Origin of the sequence: Okeanomitos corallinicola TIOX110, from assembly GCF_038050375.1 — a bacterium.
In the GTDB taxonomy this organism is placed as follows: domain Bacteria; phylum Cyanobacteriota; class Cyanobacteriia; order Cyanobacteriales; family Nostocaceae; genus Okeanomitos; species Okeanomitos corallinicola.
Genome location: NZ_CP150886.1, coordinates 819,896 through 839,761, shown reverse-complemented (window position 1 = coordinate 839,761; position 19,866 = coordinate 819,896). Strand labels below are relative to the sequence as shown.

Annotated in this window: 18 protein-coding genes; 2 read left to right on the top strand and 16 right to left on the bottom strand. The window is 35.5% G+C overall.

What is annotated here, in order from left to right; all coding sequences use genetic code 11:
• Positions 1-414: 414 nt before the first annotated feature.
• From WJM97_RS03645 to WJM97_RS03575, 15 genes are all read right to left on the bottom strand, one after another.
• Positions 415-1,653, bottom strand: a complete 1,239-nt coding sequence (locus tag WJM97_RS03645; RefSeq protein ID WP_353931690.1) for a transposase — start codon at positions 1,651-1,653, stop codon at positions 415-417.
• Between the two features lie 208 nt (positions 1,654-1,861).
• On the bottom strand, positions 1,862-4,060 hold the full coding sequence (locus WJM97_RS03640; RefSeq protein WP_353931689.1) for a polysaccharide biosynthesis tyrosine autokinase: 2,199 nt from the start codon (positions 4,058-4,060) through the stop codon (positions 1,862-1,864).
• 185 nt (positions 4,061-4,245) lie between these two features.
• Positions 4,246-5,412 carry an endo-1,4-beta-xylanase gene (locus WJM97_RS03635; RefSeq protein WP_353931688.1) on the bottom strand — a complete coding sequence of 389 codons (1,167 nt, stop codon included), beginning with the start codon at positions 5,410-5,412 and terminating at the stop codon, positions 4,246-4,248.
• A 13-nt stretch (positions 5,413-5,425) separates the two neighbouring features.
• A complete protein-coding gene (locus WJM97_RS03630; RefSeq protein ID WP_353931687.1) occupies positions 5,426-6,514 on the bottom strand; it encodes a glycosyltransferase family A protein in 1,089 nt (362 codons plus the stop codon).
• Entirely contained in the window at positions 6,511-7,290 is a 780-nt protein-coding gene (locus WJM97_RS03625) for a WecB/TagA/CpsF family glycosyltransferase (protein ID WP_353931686.1), read from the bottom strand. The genes WJM97_RS03630 and WJM97_RS03625 overlap by 4 nt, the downstream gene beginning before the upstream one ends.
• Positions 7,287-8,369: a glycosyltransferase family 4 protein gene (locus WJM97_RS03620; protein ID WP_353931685.1), complete on the bottom strand. Its 1,083-nt coding sequence runs from the start codon at positions 8,367-8,369 to the stop codon at positions 7,287-7,289. Before WJM97_RS03620 ends, WJM97_RS03625 begins: the two co-directional genes overlap by 4 nt.
• Positions 8,344-9,663 (bottom strand): O-antigen ligase family protein, encoded by a 1,320-nt coding sequence (locus WJM97_RS03615; protein WP_353931684.1) that lies wholly within the window; start codon positions 9,661-9,663, stop codon positions 8,344-8,346. Before WJM97_RS03615 ends, WJM97_RS03620 begins: the two co-directional genes overlap by 26 nt.
• Positions 9,664-9,684: 21 nt before the next feature.
• On the bottom strand, positions 9,685-10,776 hold the full coding sequence (locus WJM97_RS03610) for a glycosyltransferase family 4 protein (protein WP_353931683.1): 1,092 nt from the start codon (positions 10,774-10,776) through the stop codon (positions 9,685-9,687).
• An 18-nt stretch (positions 10,777-10,794) separates the two neighbouring features.
• Complete coding sequence (locus WJM97_RS03605) at positions 10,795-12,225, bottom strand: oligosaccharide flippase family protein (RefSeq protein WP_353931682.1); 1,431 nt, start codon at positions 12,223-12,225, stop codon at positions 10,795-10,797.
• 31 nt (positions 12,226-12,256) lie between these two features.
• Positions 12,257-13,198 carry a methyltransferase domain-containing protein gene (locus tag WJM97_RS03600; protein WP_353931681.1) on the bottom strand — a complete coding sequence of 314 codons (942 nt, stop codon included), beginning with the start codon at positions 13,196-13,198 and terminating at the stop codon, positions 12,257-12,259.
• Between the two features lie 90 nt (positions 13,199-13,288).
• On the bottom strand, positions 13,289-14,350 hold the full coding sequence (locus WJM97_RS03595; RefSeq protein ID WP_353931680.1) for a glycosyltransferase family 2 protein: 1,062 nt from the start codon (positions 14,348-14,350) through the stop codon (positions 13,289-13,291).
• Between the two features lie 52 nt (positions 14,351-14,402).
• Complete coding sequence (locus tag WJM97_RS03590) at positions 14,403-15,827, bottom strand: sugar transferase (RefSeq protein ID WP_353931679.1); 1,425 nt, start codon at positions 15,825-15,827, stop codon at positions 14,403-14,405.
• A gap of 412 nt (positions 15,828-16,239) precedes the next feature.
• Positions 16,240-17,475: an NAD(P)/FAD-dependent oxidoreductase gene (locus WJM97_RS03585; RefSeq protein WP_353931678.1), complete on the bottom strand. Its 1,236-nt coding sequence runs from the start codon at positions 17,473-17,475 to the stop codon at positions 16,240-16,242.
• 46 nt (positions 17,476-17,521) lie between these two features.
• A complete protein-coding gene (gene rd / locus WJM97_RS03580; protein WP_353931677.1) occupies positions 17,522-17,686 on the bottom strand; it encodes a rubredoxin in 165 nt (54 codons plus the stop codon).
• A 96-nt stretch (positions 17,687-17,782) separates the two neighbouring features.
• A complete protein-coding gene (locus WJM97_RS03575) occupies positions 17,783-17,977 on the bottom strand; it encodes a hypothetical protein (RefSeq protein ID WP_353931676.1) in 195 nt (64 codons plus the stop codon).
• Between the two features lie 381 nt (positions 17,978-18,358).
• On the opposite strand from WJM97_RS03575, the gene WJM97_RS03570 reads away from it, so the two are divergent.
• Positions 18,359-18,925 (top strand): SRPBCC family protein, encoded by a 567-nt coding sequence (locus WJM97_RS03570; protein ID WP_353931675.1) that lies wholly within the window; start codon positions 18,359-18,361, stop codon positions 18,923-18,925.
• 5 nt (positions 18,926-18,930) lie between these two features.
• Positions 18,931-19,503 (top strand): DUF924 family protein, encoded by a 573-nt coding sequence (locus tag WJM97_RS03565; RefSeq protein ID WP_353931674.1) that lies wholly within the window; start codon positions 18,931-18,933, stop codon positions 19,501-19,503.
• Positions 19,504-19,581: 78 nt separating this feature from the next.
• On the opposite strand, the gene WJM97_RS03560 is transcribed toward WJM97_RS03565, so the two are convergent.
• Entirely contained in the window at positions 19,582-19,806 is a 225-nt protein-coding gene (locus WJM97_RS03560) for a hypothetical protein (RefSeq protein WP_353931673.1), read from the bottom strand.
• Between the last annotated feature and the right edge of the window lie 60 nt (positions 19,807-19,866).

The window sequence follows — 19,866 nt, the reverse complement described above, 5'->3', positions numbered from 1 at the left end:
TATACGGTTAGCACGTAAATTAGTGTTACATACAGCACTTTTATTTCCTTGAGGTACAACAAATATTTCATTGTTTGCTGTATCAGCTACATCTTGGCACAAAAAAGTAAAGACATTACATTTACCGATCGTATAATCACTGGAAAATAGGATCTTGTCATCAGAGGTAGGGGAGCAGAGAGCAAGGGGGAAAACTCAAACAGAGCTTGTACTTCGCTCCACGGTAGAAAGCCTCCTTCCCTCTACCTCTTCGGTGAATCAAATCAAATACAGCACTTTCCGGTGTAATGAGGTACATTATTGGCGGGCAAGATGCCCACCCCACAAGAGTTTCTTTATTATGATTTGTACCTCATAAGAATGAAATATGCTGTATTCATGGCATCATAGTTCCAAAAAACATAGACAAATATCTCATGCCTTTCGTTGGACGGGAATAACCCCGACGGGGCGGACTACAACGCCCTCTATCCCTAGACTAAATGCTGTCGGGACTACTTTTCGTAAAATATTCAAACTACCATTGACATCAGCATGAATCAATAAACCATTACCTGCTCTATAAAGTTTAGTTTTGATTCTGCGACCACTAAATTTCACTTCTTTCGAGTCAACTTTGCCATAAGTAGGAATAGTATCTTGGTCTAAAAAAGAAGCTACAGAAGTGTAGGACTCCTCAGAAACTAACACCTTTATCCCTACTAATTTCGCTTTATAACTCAACTGCTGTACAAATCGAGTATGGGGAATACAAACAAAGTTTTGATTATTTCTACTGCCCAAATTCCCATTCTGTTTCCACAAGGAATTTTGACCTATTACTAAAGTGCCAATCCCACACTTGACTAAATGGTTAATAATTAAGCGACTGGCTTTATGCAGATAATCATCTACTCGAAAATTCCGTTTTTTAGTTAAACTTTGTAGTCGTTTAGATGTCTTTTGATGATTTGGTAGTAAAGATTGTAAATTGGCTTTTCTTTGATTGTAATAACGATTAATTGATTTGATAATCCGCCCGGAAACCAGAACTGGTGTAAATCCCGGCTGGTTTGATGTTAAGGTTGCTAGATTATCTATTCCTAAATCAATCGCTGCTATGGAATTAGGGTCTAAACCATAATCTGTTTCCTCTTTTTCATAGACAACTTCTACTACATAATGGTCAATCTTGGGGACAATTCTTACTTGATTTAGATAACAATAATCTACTTTTGTAGGAATGTGAATCTGTGTTTGTGACAGATGAATTAACCCAGATTTCATTTTGGGTTTACTCACTGCTTGGGCTGTATAAACTAATAAATGTCTACCTTTTTCTTTGTGTTTATATTTAGGTAATTTGGGTCTACCTAAAAATTTAGATTTATCTGAGGCATAAGCTTTAATTGCTGCAAAAAAACTTAACCAGTTGCGATGTAGTCCTAATAATACTTGTTGGGCAACTTTCGCTGGTAAGGACTGGTATGGTTCTGTCGCTTTTAATTGTTTTGCTAAACAATTGTAATCGAGGTATTTTTGAGCAAAGATGAAACTTTGGCGAATGTGAAAGTTAGCATAATTGTAGAGGTTTTTGGCAGCAAAACACAATTTATCAATCTCCTGATAATGGGGATGATTTCTTTGAATGATATGCCGCTCGACTACTTGCATACACTAACTGGTTTCTGGAAATATTCGCCCATATATACTAACATATCTTCGGGCTGATAATGCACAAAATTCTTGCTCAGTTCTCTTTGCACAAGAAAAGCTGTATAAGTGATTTTAGCTGACTTCTGTGTGATTAATGACTATATATGACTATATTTGTCTATAAATTCGGCGAAGTTTACCAATACCAATACAGTCAGAATTGAGGTTATACCTTAATTCTGACTGTATTGGTGACAGTTTTAGGAGCAGAATAATATTCTTGAGGACTATAAAAGTAATTATTAGGTTCATTTTTTTCGATGATGCCATTAACTAATAAACCTAAAACATTATAGTTAGAGCGTTTTAGCATCTCTTTAGCAGTGCGAGCATTATTATAATCAATCACACCAGGCCGAGCTACTAATAAAATACCATCTGTCATTTTACTGACAGTTACAGCATCCGCACCAACTAATAAAGGGGGAGTGTCAATAATCACAAAATCATAGTGAGATGATAATTTGGCAATTAGGGCAGCCATCCGTTTAGAATCTAATAAAGCTAGGGGGTTGGGAGGTCTAACACCGGCGGTTAAAACATCAAGATTATCCATCACCCTAGAGATAGAAGTGCTACATTTAGCTTGGCCAACGAGGACTTCGCTCAATCCTGGTGAACTATTAATCTGCCAAAGATGATGTTGAGAGGGAACTCTTAAATCTGCATCAATTAGTAAAACTTTTCGTCCTAATTGAGAGATAGCTGTAGCTAAATTAGCGGCAACTGTAGATTTACCTTCTTTAGAAATAGAACTGGTAACTACAAGACTCTTAATAACTTTATCTGAACTCAAGAGTCTAATATTAGCTTGAGTAACGCGGTACATTTCGCTAGTTAAAGATTGGGGTGCTTCTTTAGTAATAATTTCCGATGTTGTTGATTCTGAATTAGGCAGACGAAACAGAGATTTTTTAAATAATGAGGGAAAAATTCCTAATAAAGTATAGTCAAATATGTCTCTAACTTCTTGTAGAGATTTTAGGGATCTATCTCTCATTTCTAGTAAAAGAATAGTGCTTGTACCAAAGAAAGTTCCTAATAAAAATCCGATGAAAATAATGATGGGTTTTTTCCCTCCTGCGGGTTTCTCAGGTATTGTAGCTTTAACAATAATCCGAGCATTAGCGGTATTATTATTTTCTGCTACTTGTAATTCTTGCACCTTTTTCAACAGGGTTTGATAGGTAGATTGGGCTACTTCTACTTTTCTTTCTAATTCGCGCTGAGTTTCTGCTAATTGAGGGATAACTTTGAGTCTTTGTTGATAGGTAGAGCGGGATTGGAGCAAAGATAAATATTTTTGATTTAACCCTAAGCGTTGCACTTCAGATCGGATTAACTCTTGGATTAATTGTTGTTTTAATTCACCTATTTGTAATATGTCAGGAGTAATTTTGATTTTATTACCAACTGTGGCTCTAATTTGTCGTTCGAGGATATCATTTAAACTAACTATCTTTGCTTCTAAACTGGTAATTAAGGGGTTATTATCCAAGAAGCGGCTACGTTCAATTGCTAATTGTTTTTCAGTATCTTGAAGTTGTGCCAAAATCCCTTGTATGGCACGAGATTGACTGATGGTGCTAATAGCTATAGCCTGTTGAGAAGTCAGATTCAATTGCTGATTTAGTTCTTGCGTTTGGGCTGTTACTTGAGCCAGTTCAGCTTTGACATTATTAATTTGCTCATCTATGAGACCAATAACTTTAACTGCTGATACGATTTCTTCTGAAAGGTCTACAATATTATTCTGTTGTTTAAATCTGCGTAGGTCTACTTCGGCTCTGCGAACTGCATTTTGAGTTTTTGGGAGTTGTTTATCCATAAATTGGCGAGTTGCTTCTGCTTCTGCCCGATTGGATAGAATATCATTTTTTAAGTAGACATTCATAATTGAATTGACTACTGCTGCTGTTTCTTGAGCTTTGCGGCTTTTATAGGTAATTTCCAGTACATCTGTACCGCCAACAATTTTCAGTTTTAAGGCTTTTTTTAGCTCGGAAGGTTCGAGGGGTTCACCTGTGCTATTTTTGAGTTTTAGTTCGTCTATGGTTTTTTGCAATAACGATGGGGAATTAATTACTTCAATTTGAGTGCTAATAGGGTTTTGACTAGATACTAAAGACTTGAGATCTCCTCCTCCGTCAGAGTTACTGGGTATGAGATTAGATCCGACTACGTTAAAAGAGGGAATTTTGAATAATAGTTTTCCTCCAGCTTCGTAGGATGGTTTAAGTCTAGTAGTTGCAGCCGCACTTAAAACTACTGTGGCTATAAATACTGTGATTGCAGGTATTAATTGACGTTTGACGCTTAATAAGTATTTACCAAGGTCTAAATCTATAGATTCTCTAGATTCCATATTCTTTTCCTATTTATATTAATATGTAAGATTCTAAATCTTTAGACAAACAACTAATTATTAAGTATGTACTTAAAATCAACAAAGAATATCATGTGAAAATGACTATGTTAATTCTAAATATTATACATTGAAATTATATAAATTCCCGAATACTGAATTTTTACTTAGTAATGTTTTACTTTTTAGCGTTTGGGGGCATGATCAAAAGCACGAGCTATAGCATTCCAAGCTAACTTCCGCTGCATTTTATTATCTAAAGGTAGAGGACGTACAGGGAATTTATCAGCACGTGGATAAAATTCGGATAACCAGGTATAGCGATCGCTCAATCCCCAAGTAATCACGGCAATGACAGCTTTTTCATCTAAAGCGACGGAAAGATAATCTTCATAGACACTGGCGACAATGCGATCGCGGATATCTATGTCTTGAGGTAATTTTCTATCTATCACATCCAGTTCCGTAATCATTATTTTCAGACCTAAACTCGCAATATCACGGAAAAAATTGCGTAGTTTTTGCGGATTAAAACGAGTTTCATGGGCGGAAAGATGAGATTGCATCCCAAAAGCATGAATTGGTGTTCCCTGAGATTTCAAGCGCTCTAATAACTTTAAGACAGCAGTTCTTTTGGCTTCATCTTCGGGAGTATCATAATCTAATCCATAGTCGTTATAAACTAACAAAGCTTGGGGATCAACCTCAGCAGTAAGTCGAAAAGCCAAGTCAATATAATCTGTTCCTAAAAATTCTAACCAAGGTGATTTTCTCCAACCATTGGCGAGTCCATCGGGAACATTAATAGCTTCATTGACAACATCCCAAGAGTGCATTTTTCCGGCATAACGACCAGCAACTCTTTTGATATGTTCTTCTAAAAATTGCCGAGCATTTTGTTTATTTACTGTTTCTTTAAACCATCGTGGTAAGGACTCATACCAAACTAAAGTATGTCCCCTCGTCAACAGCTGGTTTTTTTGGGCAAAGTTCATATACCAATCACCTCTAGTAAAATCAAAGGTATTGGGTTGAGGACGCAACATATCCCATTTTAAAAACCCTGGGACTAACATGGCACATTCTTGAATTACAGCAGCTTGTAATTCTGTTTGAGACTGTAATTCTAAGCTACCGCAATCTGCACCATAGATTAAACCTTTCTTGGCAGCACGTTCTTTTAAAGGGGTGCTTCCTACTACATGGAAACTTCTATTTTGATTAGCTGCAATAACTTGATTATCCTGCCAATCACTAATCCATTTTCCAGTTGCTAAAGTACCAATACTAGCTAAACTTCCCAATCCTAAGTAAAGAGCGCGTCTTCTAGTTAATAAATGATTGATTTTCATTTTACTTACACAACTAACTTGTTACTTGTATAGATTGTTTGATTGCTATTTTTTGCCGATAACGACTACTTTCCCATTGGTGGAATTGTGAATTAGCTTGCCAACAGAGGAGCAAATCTAATAAAAAAGCGATAAAAAATACGGGAAATAACAAAATTGCTTTCTGAACAGGACGGTTACTCAGGCTTTGTAATCGGCGAATTAGCAACCAGTTAGGAATAGTCCACCAACCATTTTTTTGTACATTGGTAGTAATTAAATTATCTAACCAAGATGGATCTTCCTCATTTTTTAACTTAATTAATGATCCGGCATCTGAACTAGAATGATCATCTATCTGTAAGTGAGTGTAAATAAAATCGTTAATAGTATTACCAACTATTTGACGCAATTCATGATGTAATAAACTATTGATTTGAGTGTAAGCTTCAAAGACATGAGAAGCTGACTCAGTTAACACAACTCGCTCCAGAACTTCTGGAGAAGTTAAGCGATCAGTAACAATCATTTTCCACAAAAAACCGTCTTCAACTAAAATACCTTTAGGCATCCAAATTTTGCGTAAAATATCGGTACGAGTACAGTAAAGTTGTCCACAAATCCAAGCTGATTTTGCACCTGATACACCGGAAACTGCTACTGACAATTTTTCCATGAGGTTTTTTTGTGGTTTTAAAGCTACGTCTTTTACTAATTTGTCTACAGATACCCAAGCATCAGGAGTATTTTCTAGAGTTTGCATCATCCTATAGAGGGTTTGTGATTCCAGAAATTGAATATCTGCATCCATTAAGAACAGATAGTTAGCATCAGGACAAGAAAATTGATGAACGTAAAGATTCCAAGCATTTGGTTTACCGGCTTCTTCTACTTCACAAATACGCCAGGAAATAGAGGGATTTTGAGAGGATTTTTCTAACTCTTGTAAAGTAGTTTGGGAGATAGTTGCTGTATCATCTGTACAACCGTTAGGAACTACAATGATTTCTATTTCTATGTTGGCGTTGGGGTCTTGAAATATACTTTGATTAAAGAGAGAACGTAAGGTAGTGGGAATCTCTTTAAACTCGTTGTAGGCGAGGATACCAATACTAATTTTCAATTCCTTAGCTCCTGACTTGCAAATGATTTAGACATTCCTAAGCGTTGTTTGAGTACCAACCAAATAAAGGCAGGATTTCCTAATACATAACGTTTCCATAGACGTTGAGGTTCAACTAACAGACGAAATAGCCACTCTAAACCAGCTTTTTGCATCCAAACTGGCGCTCTGTTCACCATATTTGCAACCAGTTCAAAACTGACACCAATACCTAAGCTTACGGGTATTTGCAAGGATAAATAATGATTAGCGATCCATTTTTCTTGTTTAGGTGCGCCTAGTCCTACAAATAGGATATCAGGAGCAGTAGCTTTAATTTTGGAGTTGATCAAATCTAATTCTTCTGGTCTATTTTCAAACCCATACTCAGGGCAATAAGTACCCACAATTGCTAAATTAGGATGTCTGTTTTGCAGGACTTCTTGGGCTTTTTCAGCCGCTCCTGGACGACCTCCAAGTAAAAATACTTTTAATCCTTTTTCAGATGCGATCGCACAGAGTTGTTCAAATAAATCTGTACCATTAACTCTACCATTTAAGGGAGTTTTCAAAAATTTAGCCGCCCACAGTAGAGATACTCCATCGGGAACTACTAAAAAAGCCCGCCGATAAATATCACGAAAATCAGCATCTTGTTGTAATGAAAGAATGTGCATAGCGTTAGGAGTCACAACATATTCTGGTTTACCTTGTGCTAAACAATGATTGATGATTTTTTCGACAACTTCGTCAAAGTTATATTTATCAATTTCTACGCCACAGATGTTAATTCTCATTTTATACCTCTACTTTTATGAAATTCTGATAAAGAAGAATATATATCAACTAAATGCTGACAGTAATTATTGATGTCATAGGGTTCAACATTATTTCTAGCAATTATACCTAAATCCCTGCGTAATTTTTCATCTTTAATTAATAATGCGATCGCTGTTGATAATTCTTGAATATTGCCTGGTTGTACTAATAAACCATTTTGCTGATTAATTACCAATTCAGGAATACCACCCACTGGTGTGGTAATAATCGGTAAACCCCAAGCCATAGCTTCTAAAATTGCCATTGGTAAACCTTCATTATAGGAAGGTAAAATAAATATATCTGCCTTGGCTAAAATTTGTTCTCGTTGTTGAGAATTAATCCAACCTAAAAAATTTACTTGTTCTGTAATCTTCAATTCTGCTGCTAATTGTTGGGCTTTTTCTATCTCTCCATCTCCTGCTAAAGTTAATTGAGCGGATTTTTTTTGATCTTCTGGTAGATTAGCAAAGGCAGTAATTAGATCAAATGCTCCTTTCCGTTCACCAACTCGCCCACAAAAAACTAAACTCACGGGATGAGAATTTTTTCGCTGGGGAATTTGAGCAGGTAATTCAGTAGGGTTAGGCAATACAAAAACCCGGTTTGGATTTAAACCAAGATTGTCAATATAATATTTTTCCCAGGTTTCTGAAAGGACTATAAAACCTTGACATTGCTGCAAGATATAACTTAAACCTTTCTGTAAACATTGGGGAAACTTTTGATATTTCATCTCAAATTCTGCCCCATGAGCGTGCATAATGACAGGTTTATGAAATGGCAAAGATAAAATTACTAAAATAGCTTTGCGGACAAGGCTACCTCCATCAGAAAGATGAATGTGTATAGCATCTACTTTTTGTGTGAGAATTTGACCTAAAAATTTAGTAATAGCCTGAATAAAAATTATGATTCTATGAATAATAGAACCCTCAGCATGAGTAGTAATATGCAGGATTTTAACATCATTAGGAATATGTTGAATGATCAGATTTTCAACTGTAGCTATACCACCATTTTGTTGTAAACTAGCTCCTAGCATTAAGATTTTCATTTTTATCACCTCCCGTCAAGTACGTAAAATCTGTGTTTTTAATTGACTTTCTGAATTTTTTTTGAGATTTATTTTCATTTAATAAGCTTACCGTTGAACAGGAAAATGCTATATAAAGTATCCAATTCTCAGACCCGATTAATGCTGTTTCCGCTAAATTAGCTAATATTAAGTAAATCATCATCATTGTGGGAAAAAGATTTTCTTCCGACTTATTTAACCGCACTATTAATAGCGCTCTAATACAACTAATTACAAATCCCATCCAGAATATTGAAAGTCCTAATAAACCCAAATCTAGCCACAAGTCCAAAAAGCCACTATGGGGATGGGTGGGAGTCCAGGGTTCAGCAAACCAAATGTAGGCAGACTCTCCATTCCAACCATGCCAGAAACCACCATATCCATATCCCAACCAAGGTTGTTTCCAAATCATGTCATATACATGACCCCATAACTCTCCTCTCCCACTCAAGTTAGAATCTTTACCTAATGCACCAAATATCAAATCCTCATTTTCTTTAAACCATACGAAAAAAATTGTTCCTAAACTCGATATACCCATGATGGTAGGTATCATTAAGGAATAGGGCAACCATAGGGAGCGTAAAACAAAGAAAACACCTATCAGTATGACTAAATTAACTAACGCGGCTGTAGAAGCAGCAAGTAAGATTAAAAGTATAGATAAACCACAACCACACCAGTAAATCCAAGCTTTTTTCTTAGCATTCATAGCCAGGGTTAAAAATACCATACAGCTGAACAGCATTTGTATACCAAGATTATTTTTGTGCATGAATATTCCCCGCCATTTACCAGCATGAACCCCACCCATTTTTCCATATTTAGGTAATCCCACTGCAAATAGAAAGCTGAGGATAATAGCTAAACCAAAAGTTACACCTAATATTTGTATTTGTTCTTTCAGAGTATAGCGTGTAGAGAAATAGACTCCAAACAAACTGGAACAAATCAGTTTAAATACATCTTTTTTGGTATCTCCTGGTGAAAAAGACCAAAACACTGACATCACAGCAACTATTAACAACATCCAAATAAAACGATTTGTTGTAAAAGCGAATATGGTTTTTTTCCACCTAATAATTAGTAATACAATAGTAATTAAATAAATCAATAAATTGATAAGTGTTAATAAGGCTGTATTATAGTTAACTGCTACATCACTTTCATTTGCACCTCCAGAGAGAATCAGAAGTACAATTCCCCCTGAATAAATCAGGATAGCGAATACAGTAAATACATATTCAAAATGCTTTAACGAAATTTTCATAATTTCCTAATCAAATTTCCTTTATTTGACTTGTAATAATTTATGGTAAACACGCACAGTTTGTTCTGCAATATTTGACCAGTTTAAATCCTGTTGACAACGGATTAATGTTGCTGCTTGCATTTTTTGATATAACTCCTGGTTTTGTAAAAGAGAAATAATAGATTCTGCTAAAGCTTTAACATCACAGGGGGGAACTAATAAACCATCTTGTTGATGTTTAACTATTTCACTTAATCCCCCTACATCTGATGCAATAACTGGTGTTCCCATACCATAGGAAAGTGCAGCTACACCACTTTGTGAGGCTTCAATGTAGGGTAAAACTGTAATCGTACTGCGAGCAAATAATTTAATTACATCTTCATTGGTAATAAATTGGTTGAGGATTTCGTAGCGTTCTTTATCATAACCATTGGGAAAATATTGTTCTATTTTTTCTCCTCTACCAGCAATAATTAGTTTTACTTGAGGAATTTTTGCCGCTACTAATGGCATTGCTTCTACTAAATATTTCAAGCCTTTATATGGCCAAATTCTGCCAAAAAATAGTAAGGTAAAGGGTTCTTTAGCTGGTATATCTTTATGTTCATGACGTTTATACCAAGTGGCAATTTCCCCATGTGGGAAAACATGAACTTTGTGATTAGGTAGGAAATATTTTTGATGAAGGGTATTTTTTAGTTGTTCTGTATGAACGATAATTTTCTGAGAACGATAAAAAGCAATAGGTCTACTATAATCAGAACCAAAGACCTTGGTAGCATCTCCTGGATGGGAAAAAATATCATGAATGGTTGTTACCAAAGGTGGCAATTTCTGAAATAAAATTGTCAACAGATACCAAATATCATTAACTTCTTGTACGTGTAGGATATCTGGATTAACTTGACGAATTAAATCCATCATTTCACCCATAGCTTGGATATTTTTGGGATCGCGCATTTTGGGTTTGTTAAATGTCAGTACAGAAATGCGCGGATCAAGAACTTCTCTAGCGTCTTGGTCTTTATTTTCCTGTTGAATTACTGTTAAGTCTACATAGTTAACTAAACCATTAGCTAGCTCTGTGGCATATTCTTTAAAACATAGATTTAATAAAACAACTTTCATTTTAGTTTTTACCTTGATTTATTTTCTAGATATCTTTTGTAAAATTAAATTAAATCCCCCGAAATCATTCATAAATAATAGGGCTACAATCAAGATATAAGTAACTATGGAGATGCCAAGTATTAACAAAAAATCTAAATTCAAGGTTTTGAGTAGTAAAAATATTATTGACATCAAGCCACCAATTAACATAGGACGGCGTATCACTCGCCATAAATCTATAAAAAATAGGCGATTACATACAGCATAAGTTAATAAACCACAAGCACTAAAAGCCATCACTATTTTCATCAGTGCAGCACCAATTAATTTATATTTAGTAATGAGAATTACTCCTGATACTCCACCGGAAACTGTGGTGACAATGACTTCTAACAGGTTAAACTTTTCTAGTCCATTAGCTACAAGTAAATAACCAAAGGAACGAACAAAAGGTGAGGCAATCAGAGTAAAAACATTAATTTGTAATGGTAAATTTGCTTCTAAAAACTTAGGATCATTGTAGATTAACACAATTAATTCATTGGCAAAAATTGAAACTCCGATAATGAAGGGTATGGACATGGATAATAATATTTCTAGGACATTTTCTGTTTCTGATTTTTGTTTTTCTTTACCTAAAGATACTGCTTTCGACATTGCAGGAAAAGCTGCCAGAGAAACACTATTAGAAATGATAATAAAAGGCTGCATTAACTGTGAAATCATCCCATAAAGTCCTACCAGGAACTCGCTTCCGAGTAGGGATATTAAGAGAATATCCATTTTTCCGGCGATAATCCCCGAAGCATCAATGGCGAAAAATGTACGGACAGAATAGAGAGATTTGATCATAAATTCTTTCTGAATCTGCCAAGCTGGTTTAATAGTATTGACCAGGTAAGTCCATTGTGTTATTAATACTATGACTTCAGAAATTACCATGATAACGGCAATCTGATTAACTGAATACTTGAGGTTGACAAACCAGATCATTATTGCCGTACGTAGGATATAAATTGGTACGGTGGTGATGGCTATCAGGTGCATATTTTCCTGCGCTTGAAAAATTGCTTCTGTAATGTTGGAAAGCGCAAAGGGTATGACTGCCAACCCCATGATGTAGCAAACCATTGAGGTGTCAGGATTATATGGCAGTAAAAATACTACAACGACTAATAGCACATAACCAATAATACTTAAAATTAATTGTAAAAATGTGCCACTAACTAGATAAACGGGTGTGGCTTCTGCTTCTCTGGCCAGTTCTCTGGTAAATAAAGTTTTTAAGCCTTGGCCTACAAAAGTGACAAAGATGTAGTAATAGCTGATTGCTAGTACATATTGTCCTAACTCATAAGCTCCTAAATTACGAGCTATGACTGTGGTAAGGACAAAAGTGGCAATTCCCTGAGTTAACCTATTTACTAATAGTGCCAGGGAATTTTTAAGTAGCTTTGGTTCGGGCATTATTTATGTTTTATTTATTTCCCTTTTAGTTCTATTTCTGGGCAATTAAGAAAATATTATCCGCAAAAATATACAGCTTTCTTAAGAATCTAGCTAAGGGACGACGTACTTTCTTACTAGGAATTAAGAAGAGTATTCTTTCTACAATTAGCATAAAATTGAAGTAAAATATACCGATTTTTGTTAGCTGTTCTGGTTTTTTAATTCCCAGTTTTACCAGCAATTTGTTAATTGCAAAAGGAACAGCACAAGATACGCTTTTAAACCCAGCCAAAGTTAATGGCTCAATTAATTCATGGTACGTATATTCTTTAAGGTGCATACCTTTAGAATCATCGTATTTGAATACAAATGAAACATCATGAGGACCAGTATGACAATGTGGGGTACTAAAAATGTAGCGTCCATTTTCATTCAGGATACTGTAAGCACTCTGAAAATGTGTTTGTAAATCATCAGGATGAAAATGTTCAATTACTTGGTTTGATAGGACTACATCATAATAATTAGCAGGTTCAAATTGTTCTAAATTTACCCCATCAGTGTTACCCCAAGATAAGTAAGATGAAGACTCTTTTATATGTTTTTCTCCACGTTCTCTGGTAACTTCTGTCCCTTTACATTCAAATTCGCATTGAGATAAATATGAAATCATTTCTCCTTTTCCAGAACCAATTTCATAAATTTTCTTGGGTTTAGAACCTATGGTTGCAACCCAAGTCTGATATCTTTCGCTTGGACTTCTAGTGTCTCCTGGTAGTTTGTTCAACCATTCTATTTCACTATATAGAAGGGTGTAAGCTTGCTCAAAAACTTCCCATCTATTTTCTGGAGTTGATTCCCAAAGCTCTTTTGTCAATTTTTTTTCTAAATTCCAGTGCTGAAGTATCATTGCTTCTGTTACTTCTACATCAGCCGGGATGTTATAGTTACGTTTGTAAAGATTTACTAATTCAGTTCCTCTTGGTTCCATGAATAACTCCTTTTTTGATTATTTGTACTTCTGAAACTGAGCAAATTAAACGAATCAGGGATAAGAATACATTTCTACTTATTTAGCACCTTAAGTAAAGTAGTATATATAACCTTGTTGTAAGTAGAAAGACGCGGAAAAACCGAAGTATATAACAAAAAGTAAAGTTGCCAAAAAGCCTCTTCCTTGCTGCTTTCTCATAACTACAATTTTTAACGCCGACCTACTTATTCTTGATGGTAGTCGTTTAGCAAAATGGATAAAAAAAGATGGATTCATAACCATATCAGTGGCAATCTGCAATAAGTTACTTTTACGGATACTGTCTAGAACTTTAAAGTAAGGTCTACTTTCTTGAATTAATTGCAGACGTTGAGATAATGCTTCTGCTAATGGTTGATTATTTGTGATGAAGTCCTGTTGGAGAAAATATTCACTGTCTCGACAATATTGATCCCATCGTTGCAATTGGCTTTTTTTTGTTAATCCTCCCAGACGATTACGATAGAAATAATAGGGTTCAGGAGTAACAAAAAAATTAGCCCCATTACTCAAACAACGAATATAAAACCAAAAATCTTGACCTAATCTGATATTTTCGTCATACTCAATTTTATGCTCTAGTATGAATTGTTTTTTAATCATTGGTTTTGTCAAACCAAGAGTTAAGCCAACTCCGAATGTTGAATGAGTATTGACAAATTGGACTGGGCTGATTTGAGTAATTTCATGAAGTTTATCATCACTTTGAGTAAATAATGTACTCCAAAAAAATTCTTCTCCATCATTGATATAGTAGAGATCATCAGCTACCATATCTGCTGCTTGAGAATCTGCTACAGATAAAAGCTTTTCCAATCTGTCTAGAGAGTACCAGTCATCGGAGTCTAGTAAGGCTATCCATTTTCCCGTTGCTTCTCTAATAGCGCGGTTTCTCGTTGCAGCAGCACCAAGATTTTCTGAATTAACTAATACTTTTACTCGTGGGTCTGTAAAGCTTTTAGCTACTGCTACTGTGCCATCTGTAGAAGCATCATCTACTATGATGATTTCTAAGTTATCTAGAGTTTGTTGTAATACAGATTCAATAGCTTTGGCTAAATATTTCTCTGTATTATAGGCAGGAATAATGACTGATACTTCTGGATTCATATTTTTAGAATAGTTTAGAATAGTGATGATTTAGTTAAATATTTGTTGTTCTTTAATAAGCACCCTCTTTATTCAAAACTACCTGGACTGTTTTGAGTAAAATTTCAAAGTCTAAGGATAGTGACCAGTTTTCAATATATTTCAAATCCAGGTTGAGAACTTGCTCGAAATCTATGATATCTGAACGTCCTGAAACTTGCCACATCCCGGTTACACCTGGTAATACTTCTTGTCTAATTAAATGTCGGGCAGAAAATTTATTTACATCTCTAGTAGGTAAAGGACGGGGTCCGACTAAACTCATTTCTCCTAGTACAACATTAAATAATTGAGGTAGTTCATCCAAGCTATAACGACGGAGGAATTTACCTAATCTAGTGACTCTGGGATCATCTTTAATTTTAAAGAGGATGCCATCTTTGGTTTCGTTTAATGCTTCTAGTTCTTTTTGCATTTTGTCAGCGTCGGTTCTCATGGTGCGGAATTTCCAAACTTTAAATTCTTTGCCATGTAAGCCTACACGGGTTTGCTGGTAGAATGGTGAACCAGGTGAGTCTATAACAATTCCTATAGTAATGACTAAATAAATTGGAAATGTTATTATCAGAAATAAACAAGCAAAACAAAAATCAAATATTCTTTTTAACCAAAAGTCTTTACCTGTAATTGCTGGAGACATAAAACTTAAACAAGTCATACCACCAACGTTATGCACTACTAAATCTCGATAAATTGGTTTTAATTCCATTGGTAAGAGATGGACTGTAATACCGGATGTTTGGAATAACCAACATAAATAAAGTCTATTTTTGATCGCACCCAAGGAGATGAAAACTTCTGTTACTCCTAATTTTTTTAATTTTTCTAATGTTGCTAACCGATTATCTTCATCTAAGGCTTGATAATCATCGTAACCAGCAATGTTATAACGGTTTTCTTGTTGTACACAATTCAACGCTTGTTCTTTTTCTGCTTCTGAACAAATCAAAAAAACGGAGTTAAATCCTACTATTTTGTTTTTGCGAGCATATTCTAAGCAGAAGTTAATAGCAAATCTACCGAAACATACTACAGATGTTGTTATTAACCAATACAATAGTAAAGTTTTGCTATTCTGTTGGGGAAAAGATTCTGACAATACACGGATGACTATAAGTAAACAATGGGCAAATGTTATTGTTTTAGTCAAGCACCAATAGTCATGACGTTTGTTACCTGGGGCATAATTTCCTTGGATACTAATTGCAACTAATTGAATGATCAAAGATGTGAAAAATGGAGGTAATAATTCATTGGTATTCTCTGAAAATAAGGCATAGACTAATAGCCATGATGTTAAGATAGAAATACTATCAACTGTCAGTAAAATTACTAATCTTTTCCACCAGTCTCCTTTCCGGAATCTAGTAGATGCTGATGTACGCAAGTCCAGAGGTATATGAGTTAGCTGGCTAGTGTGTGTTGTTGAATGCAACATATTTTTATACATTGAGTTTTAATGATAGATTTTTAACTTATTTCAGTAAAAATTCTGATTATTATTTGTGCTTTCTATTAAGTGTCGCTAAGGGTAATGTATGACTCTTTTGAATATACTCAGCACAAATAATACAACTACTGCAAATTTTTGTCAATCTCTAACCACAAAACACAAGAAGTATTTTTTTTTTAATCTGTATTATTTGTATTTAAGTAATATTTAAACTACTAAAACTACTAATTGTTTCGTATATTAACACAATTTAAGATTTTTGTATAAAAATAATTATTACGTAATCATACTTGAAAGTACCATTTTACAAACTATATTCAACATAATTACCAAGTATTTATAGGTAAAATCCTTTATTGATTTGTTCTATGCTCTATGAAATATATCAACACAAATGTCATTTAATTATATTTCCCATTGCCTGTCCGGCTAAATATGCTGTTGTCCAAGCACTTTGGAAATTAAAGCCCCCAGTAATTCCATCTATATCTAATATCTCACCGGCAAAGTATAAACCCGGAACTAATTTACTTTCCATGGTTTTAAAGTTAACTTCCTTCAGGCTAATTCCCCCACAGGTAACAAATTCTTCTTTAAATACACCTTTGCCACTGATCAAGTATTCTCCCTGAGTAATTTCCCGGACTAACTGATTTAAGGTTTGTTTAGACATATCTGCCCAGCGATCTTCCGTATTTATATTGATGCGCGTGATTAGATATTGCCAAAGCCTGTGGGGTAAGTCTATTCCCCGATGCAAGGCGATCGCTTTTTTACCCCATTCCTGTTTTACACTTAATAGCTTTTGTCTAACTTCTTCTTGTCGCAGATTTGGCAACCAATTAATAATTAACTGAGATTGATAGTGGTTTTCATGGAGTATCCTTGCACCCCAGGCGGAAAGTTTCAATACCGCAGGACCACTGACACCCCAATGGGTAATTAACAATGGTCCGATTTGTTGTAATGGGGTTTGATCTGCTACTAATAATCGCAAATTTACAGGATTGACGCTAATTCCTGATAATGCTCGCAATTGAGGATCAGCGATGTTAAAGGTAAATAGTGACGGAACTGGGTTTTCAATCTGATGACCTAATTCTTTAGCGATTTTATGACCTATTAAGCTGCTACCGGTGGCTAAAAGCAACTTATCGCATTTTTTCTGTTCTCCGGACTTGAGGGTAATTGTAAAACCCTGATTTTCTCGTTTTACCGCAGTTACAGGTGTACCAATACTTAGTTCTACTTTAGCAGCAAAGGCGGCTCTAATCAGACATTCGGCGATGGTTTCGGAACTATCGGTGATGGGAAACATTCTACCATCGGCTTCTGTTTTCAGGTTTACTCCATGATTAGCAAACCAGGCTATGGTATCTCTAGGTTGGAAACGGGTAAATGCACCTCGTAAGGCTTTGTTGCCTCTAGGGTAATTCTGCACTAACTCGGCCGCAGAAAAACAAGCGTGAGTGACGTTACATCTCCCACCACCGGAAATTAATACTTTTGCTAAGGGTTTACGACTAGCTTCAATTAGAGTAACCTGGGCTTGAGGGTTAGCTTCAGCGCAAGCGATCGCACTAAAAAAACCAGCAGCCCCACCACCAATAACTACAATTTGCAAGGGTAACAACTTTTAATACATCTCAATAACACCTACTCTACCTTAGCTGTTAACTTTACTCTTCATATTCTTTAAAATCTGCCTTTTCTGCCCCACAAACCGGACACACCCAGTCATCTGGAATATCTTCAAAGGCTGTTCCTGGGGCTATATCACCATCAGGATCACCTACTTCTGGATCATATATATAATCACAGACTGTACATATATATTTTTTCATGGTTATATGCCTTACTTTACAGTTGGTCTAGATTTTTGCGACTCACTATATTTGTATGGCAATCTATATTGATTTACTTATGGCTAAGGATGGATCTTAAAACCGCCACCATCTGCGTTGCAAATAGCTGAAAACCCCTATACCGATAGCTCCAAACAACAATAACCAAATTACACCACCGGGAATAAAAGTTAAAATTCCCAAACCTCTGAGTATCCAAAAAGCTATACCTAAACCTAGCAAAATCCCTACACTTTGAATTAACTTGCGATTTAAAGAATATTGATTCATGATATCTTCCCGAAAACTTTAGTTTAATTTACAATTCAACAGATGATCACGTCTAAATTACGGATATAATTCTAAACAAAGTTTAACTAAGATGACAACTAAAAATTGCCACAGGGAATGTAAATAGCACTAATGTCATTCTAGTACAGCATGACATAAATAAACTATTGCCAATCTCTAAAAAGCTTACCTTGTATTGCTCTTGAAGTTTAAAGTTGGAAGTTTGACTTCTGCAAAGCGGTACTAGCTGTTATCTACTGAAAATATCTAAGTCCTGAAATCAACAAAATCAATTGAAATTAAAAATTAGTGTGGTCAAATCTAGCAGAAAATCGTTGACAGTTTCAAAATCTTGTTTGTTGAGGAGTAACCAGCATAGCTATGTCTGCATTTAATATTTCAGATCCAATTATTAAAGTTTCTAAAGGTTTAGATATGTTGTGGAATCAAGAACAGCAACAATCACTGATCCAAGGTCAAATCTTTTTGCAAACGCGATCGCATACCCTTTGGGGTGGTGCTGTCACAGCATGGATGTATTTGCCCATAGTTCGTACAAATGCTTGGCAACAAATTACAGACTATCCTCGTTGGGTACAATATTTTCCAGACATTACCAAAAGCGAAATCATATCTAAAGGCGACATTAAATTTTTGTATCAAACAGCACAAAAAGCATTTTTATTTTTTACTGCCCAAGTAGAAATTTACCTCAACGTTGTCGAAGTCTTAGGGCAGCAAATTCAATTTCGGATGGAAAAGGGAACATTTGAAGATTTCCATGCCAAGCTTGAATTGCAAGACATGGGAAACGGTACACTTTTAGCCTATACTGTAAAAGCCACACCGAATATTCCCATTCCCTCAATTTTTATTCAACAAGCAATGAATTTGGAATTACCAGCAAATATGCGTAAAATGCGACAAGTGCTTTGTAATAGTAAATAACAGTAATGTCACAGGCCGCGCCTATTTTGCAATTTTGGTTTGGTCATCCTGATCAACCTGGTTACGGTAAACCCAAAAAAATTTGGTTTAATTCAGAACCAAAATTTGACAGGGAAATACGGAATAATTTCCTTGAAGATTACCAAAAAGCTGCTACAGGATATTTAGATGACTGGATGAATGCACCAGACACCTGTTTAGCGTTGATATTGTTGCTAGATCAATTTCCTCGCAATATGTTCCGTGGTACTCCTGAAGCTTTTGCAACTGACTGGGAAGCACTTTCAGCAGCACAACACGCAGTAGCCCAAGGATATGACCGAGAATTATTACCTGTGCAACGCTGGTTTATTTACTTACCCTTTGAACACAGTGAAAACATAGCTCATCAGCGTCAATGTGTAAAATTATTTCAGCAACTTAGTCATGATCCTGATAGTACCATAGCCATTGAATCTGCTTTTGAGCATCTACAAATAATCTCTCGTTTTGGGCGTTTTCCCCATCGTAACCAAATTTTAGGGCGCATCTCTACACCAAATGAAGAAGAATTCTTAGAACTGGAAGGGGGTTTCTAGGAAGCAGGTTACAGGTGATAGGTTACAGGTGACAGGTGACAGTAAATGATTAATAACCTATTACCTATTACCTATTACCTATCTACTAATTAACCTTACGGGTTCAGTTGCAAATAGTAATTCCTCTAACTCAGCTTGAGTAAATTCATAGCCAAAGGTAGCTGCAAAACTAGCTATTTTTTTTGTGTCCCAATGACAACTATCAAACATACCGAGTTGACGACAATTTTTATAATAGAGTTCATAAACACCAGGTTCTAAATTTAACATTTCATAAAAACTGGCAACCTGTTCCAAAGACATCTTCAGCACTCCTATTTTATGTTTATTTCTATTCAGAACCCCGCCTCCTGCAAGAAGTCG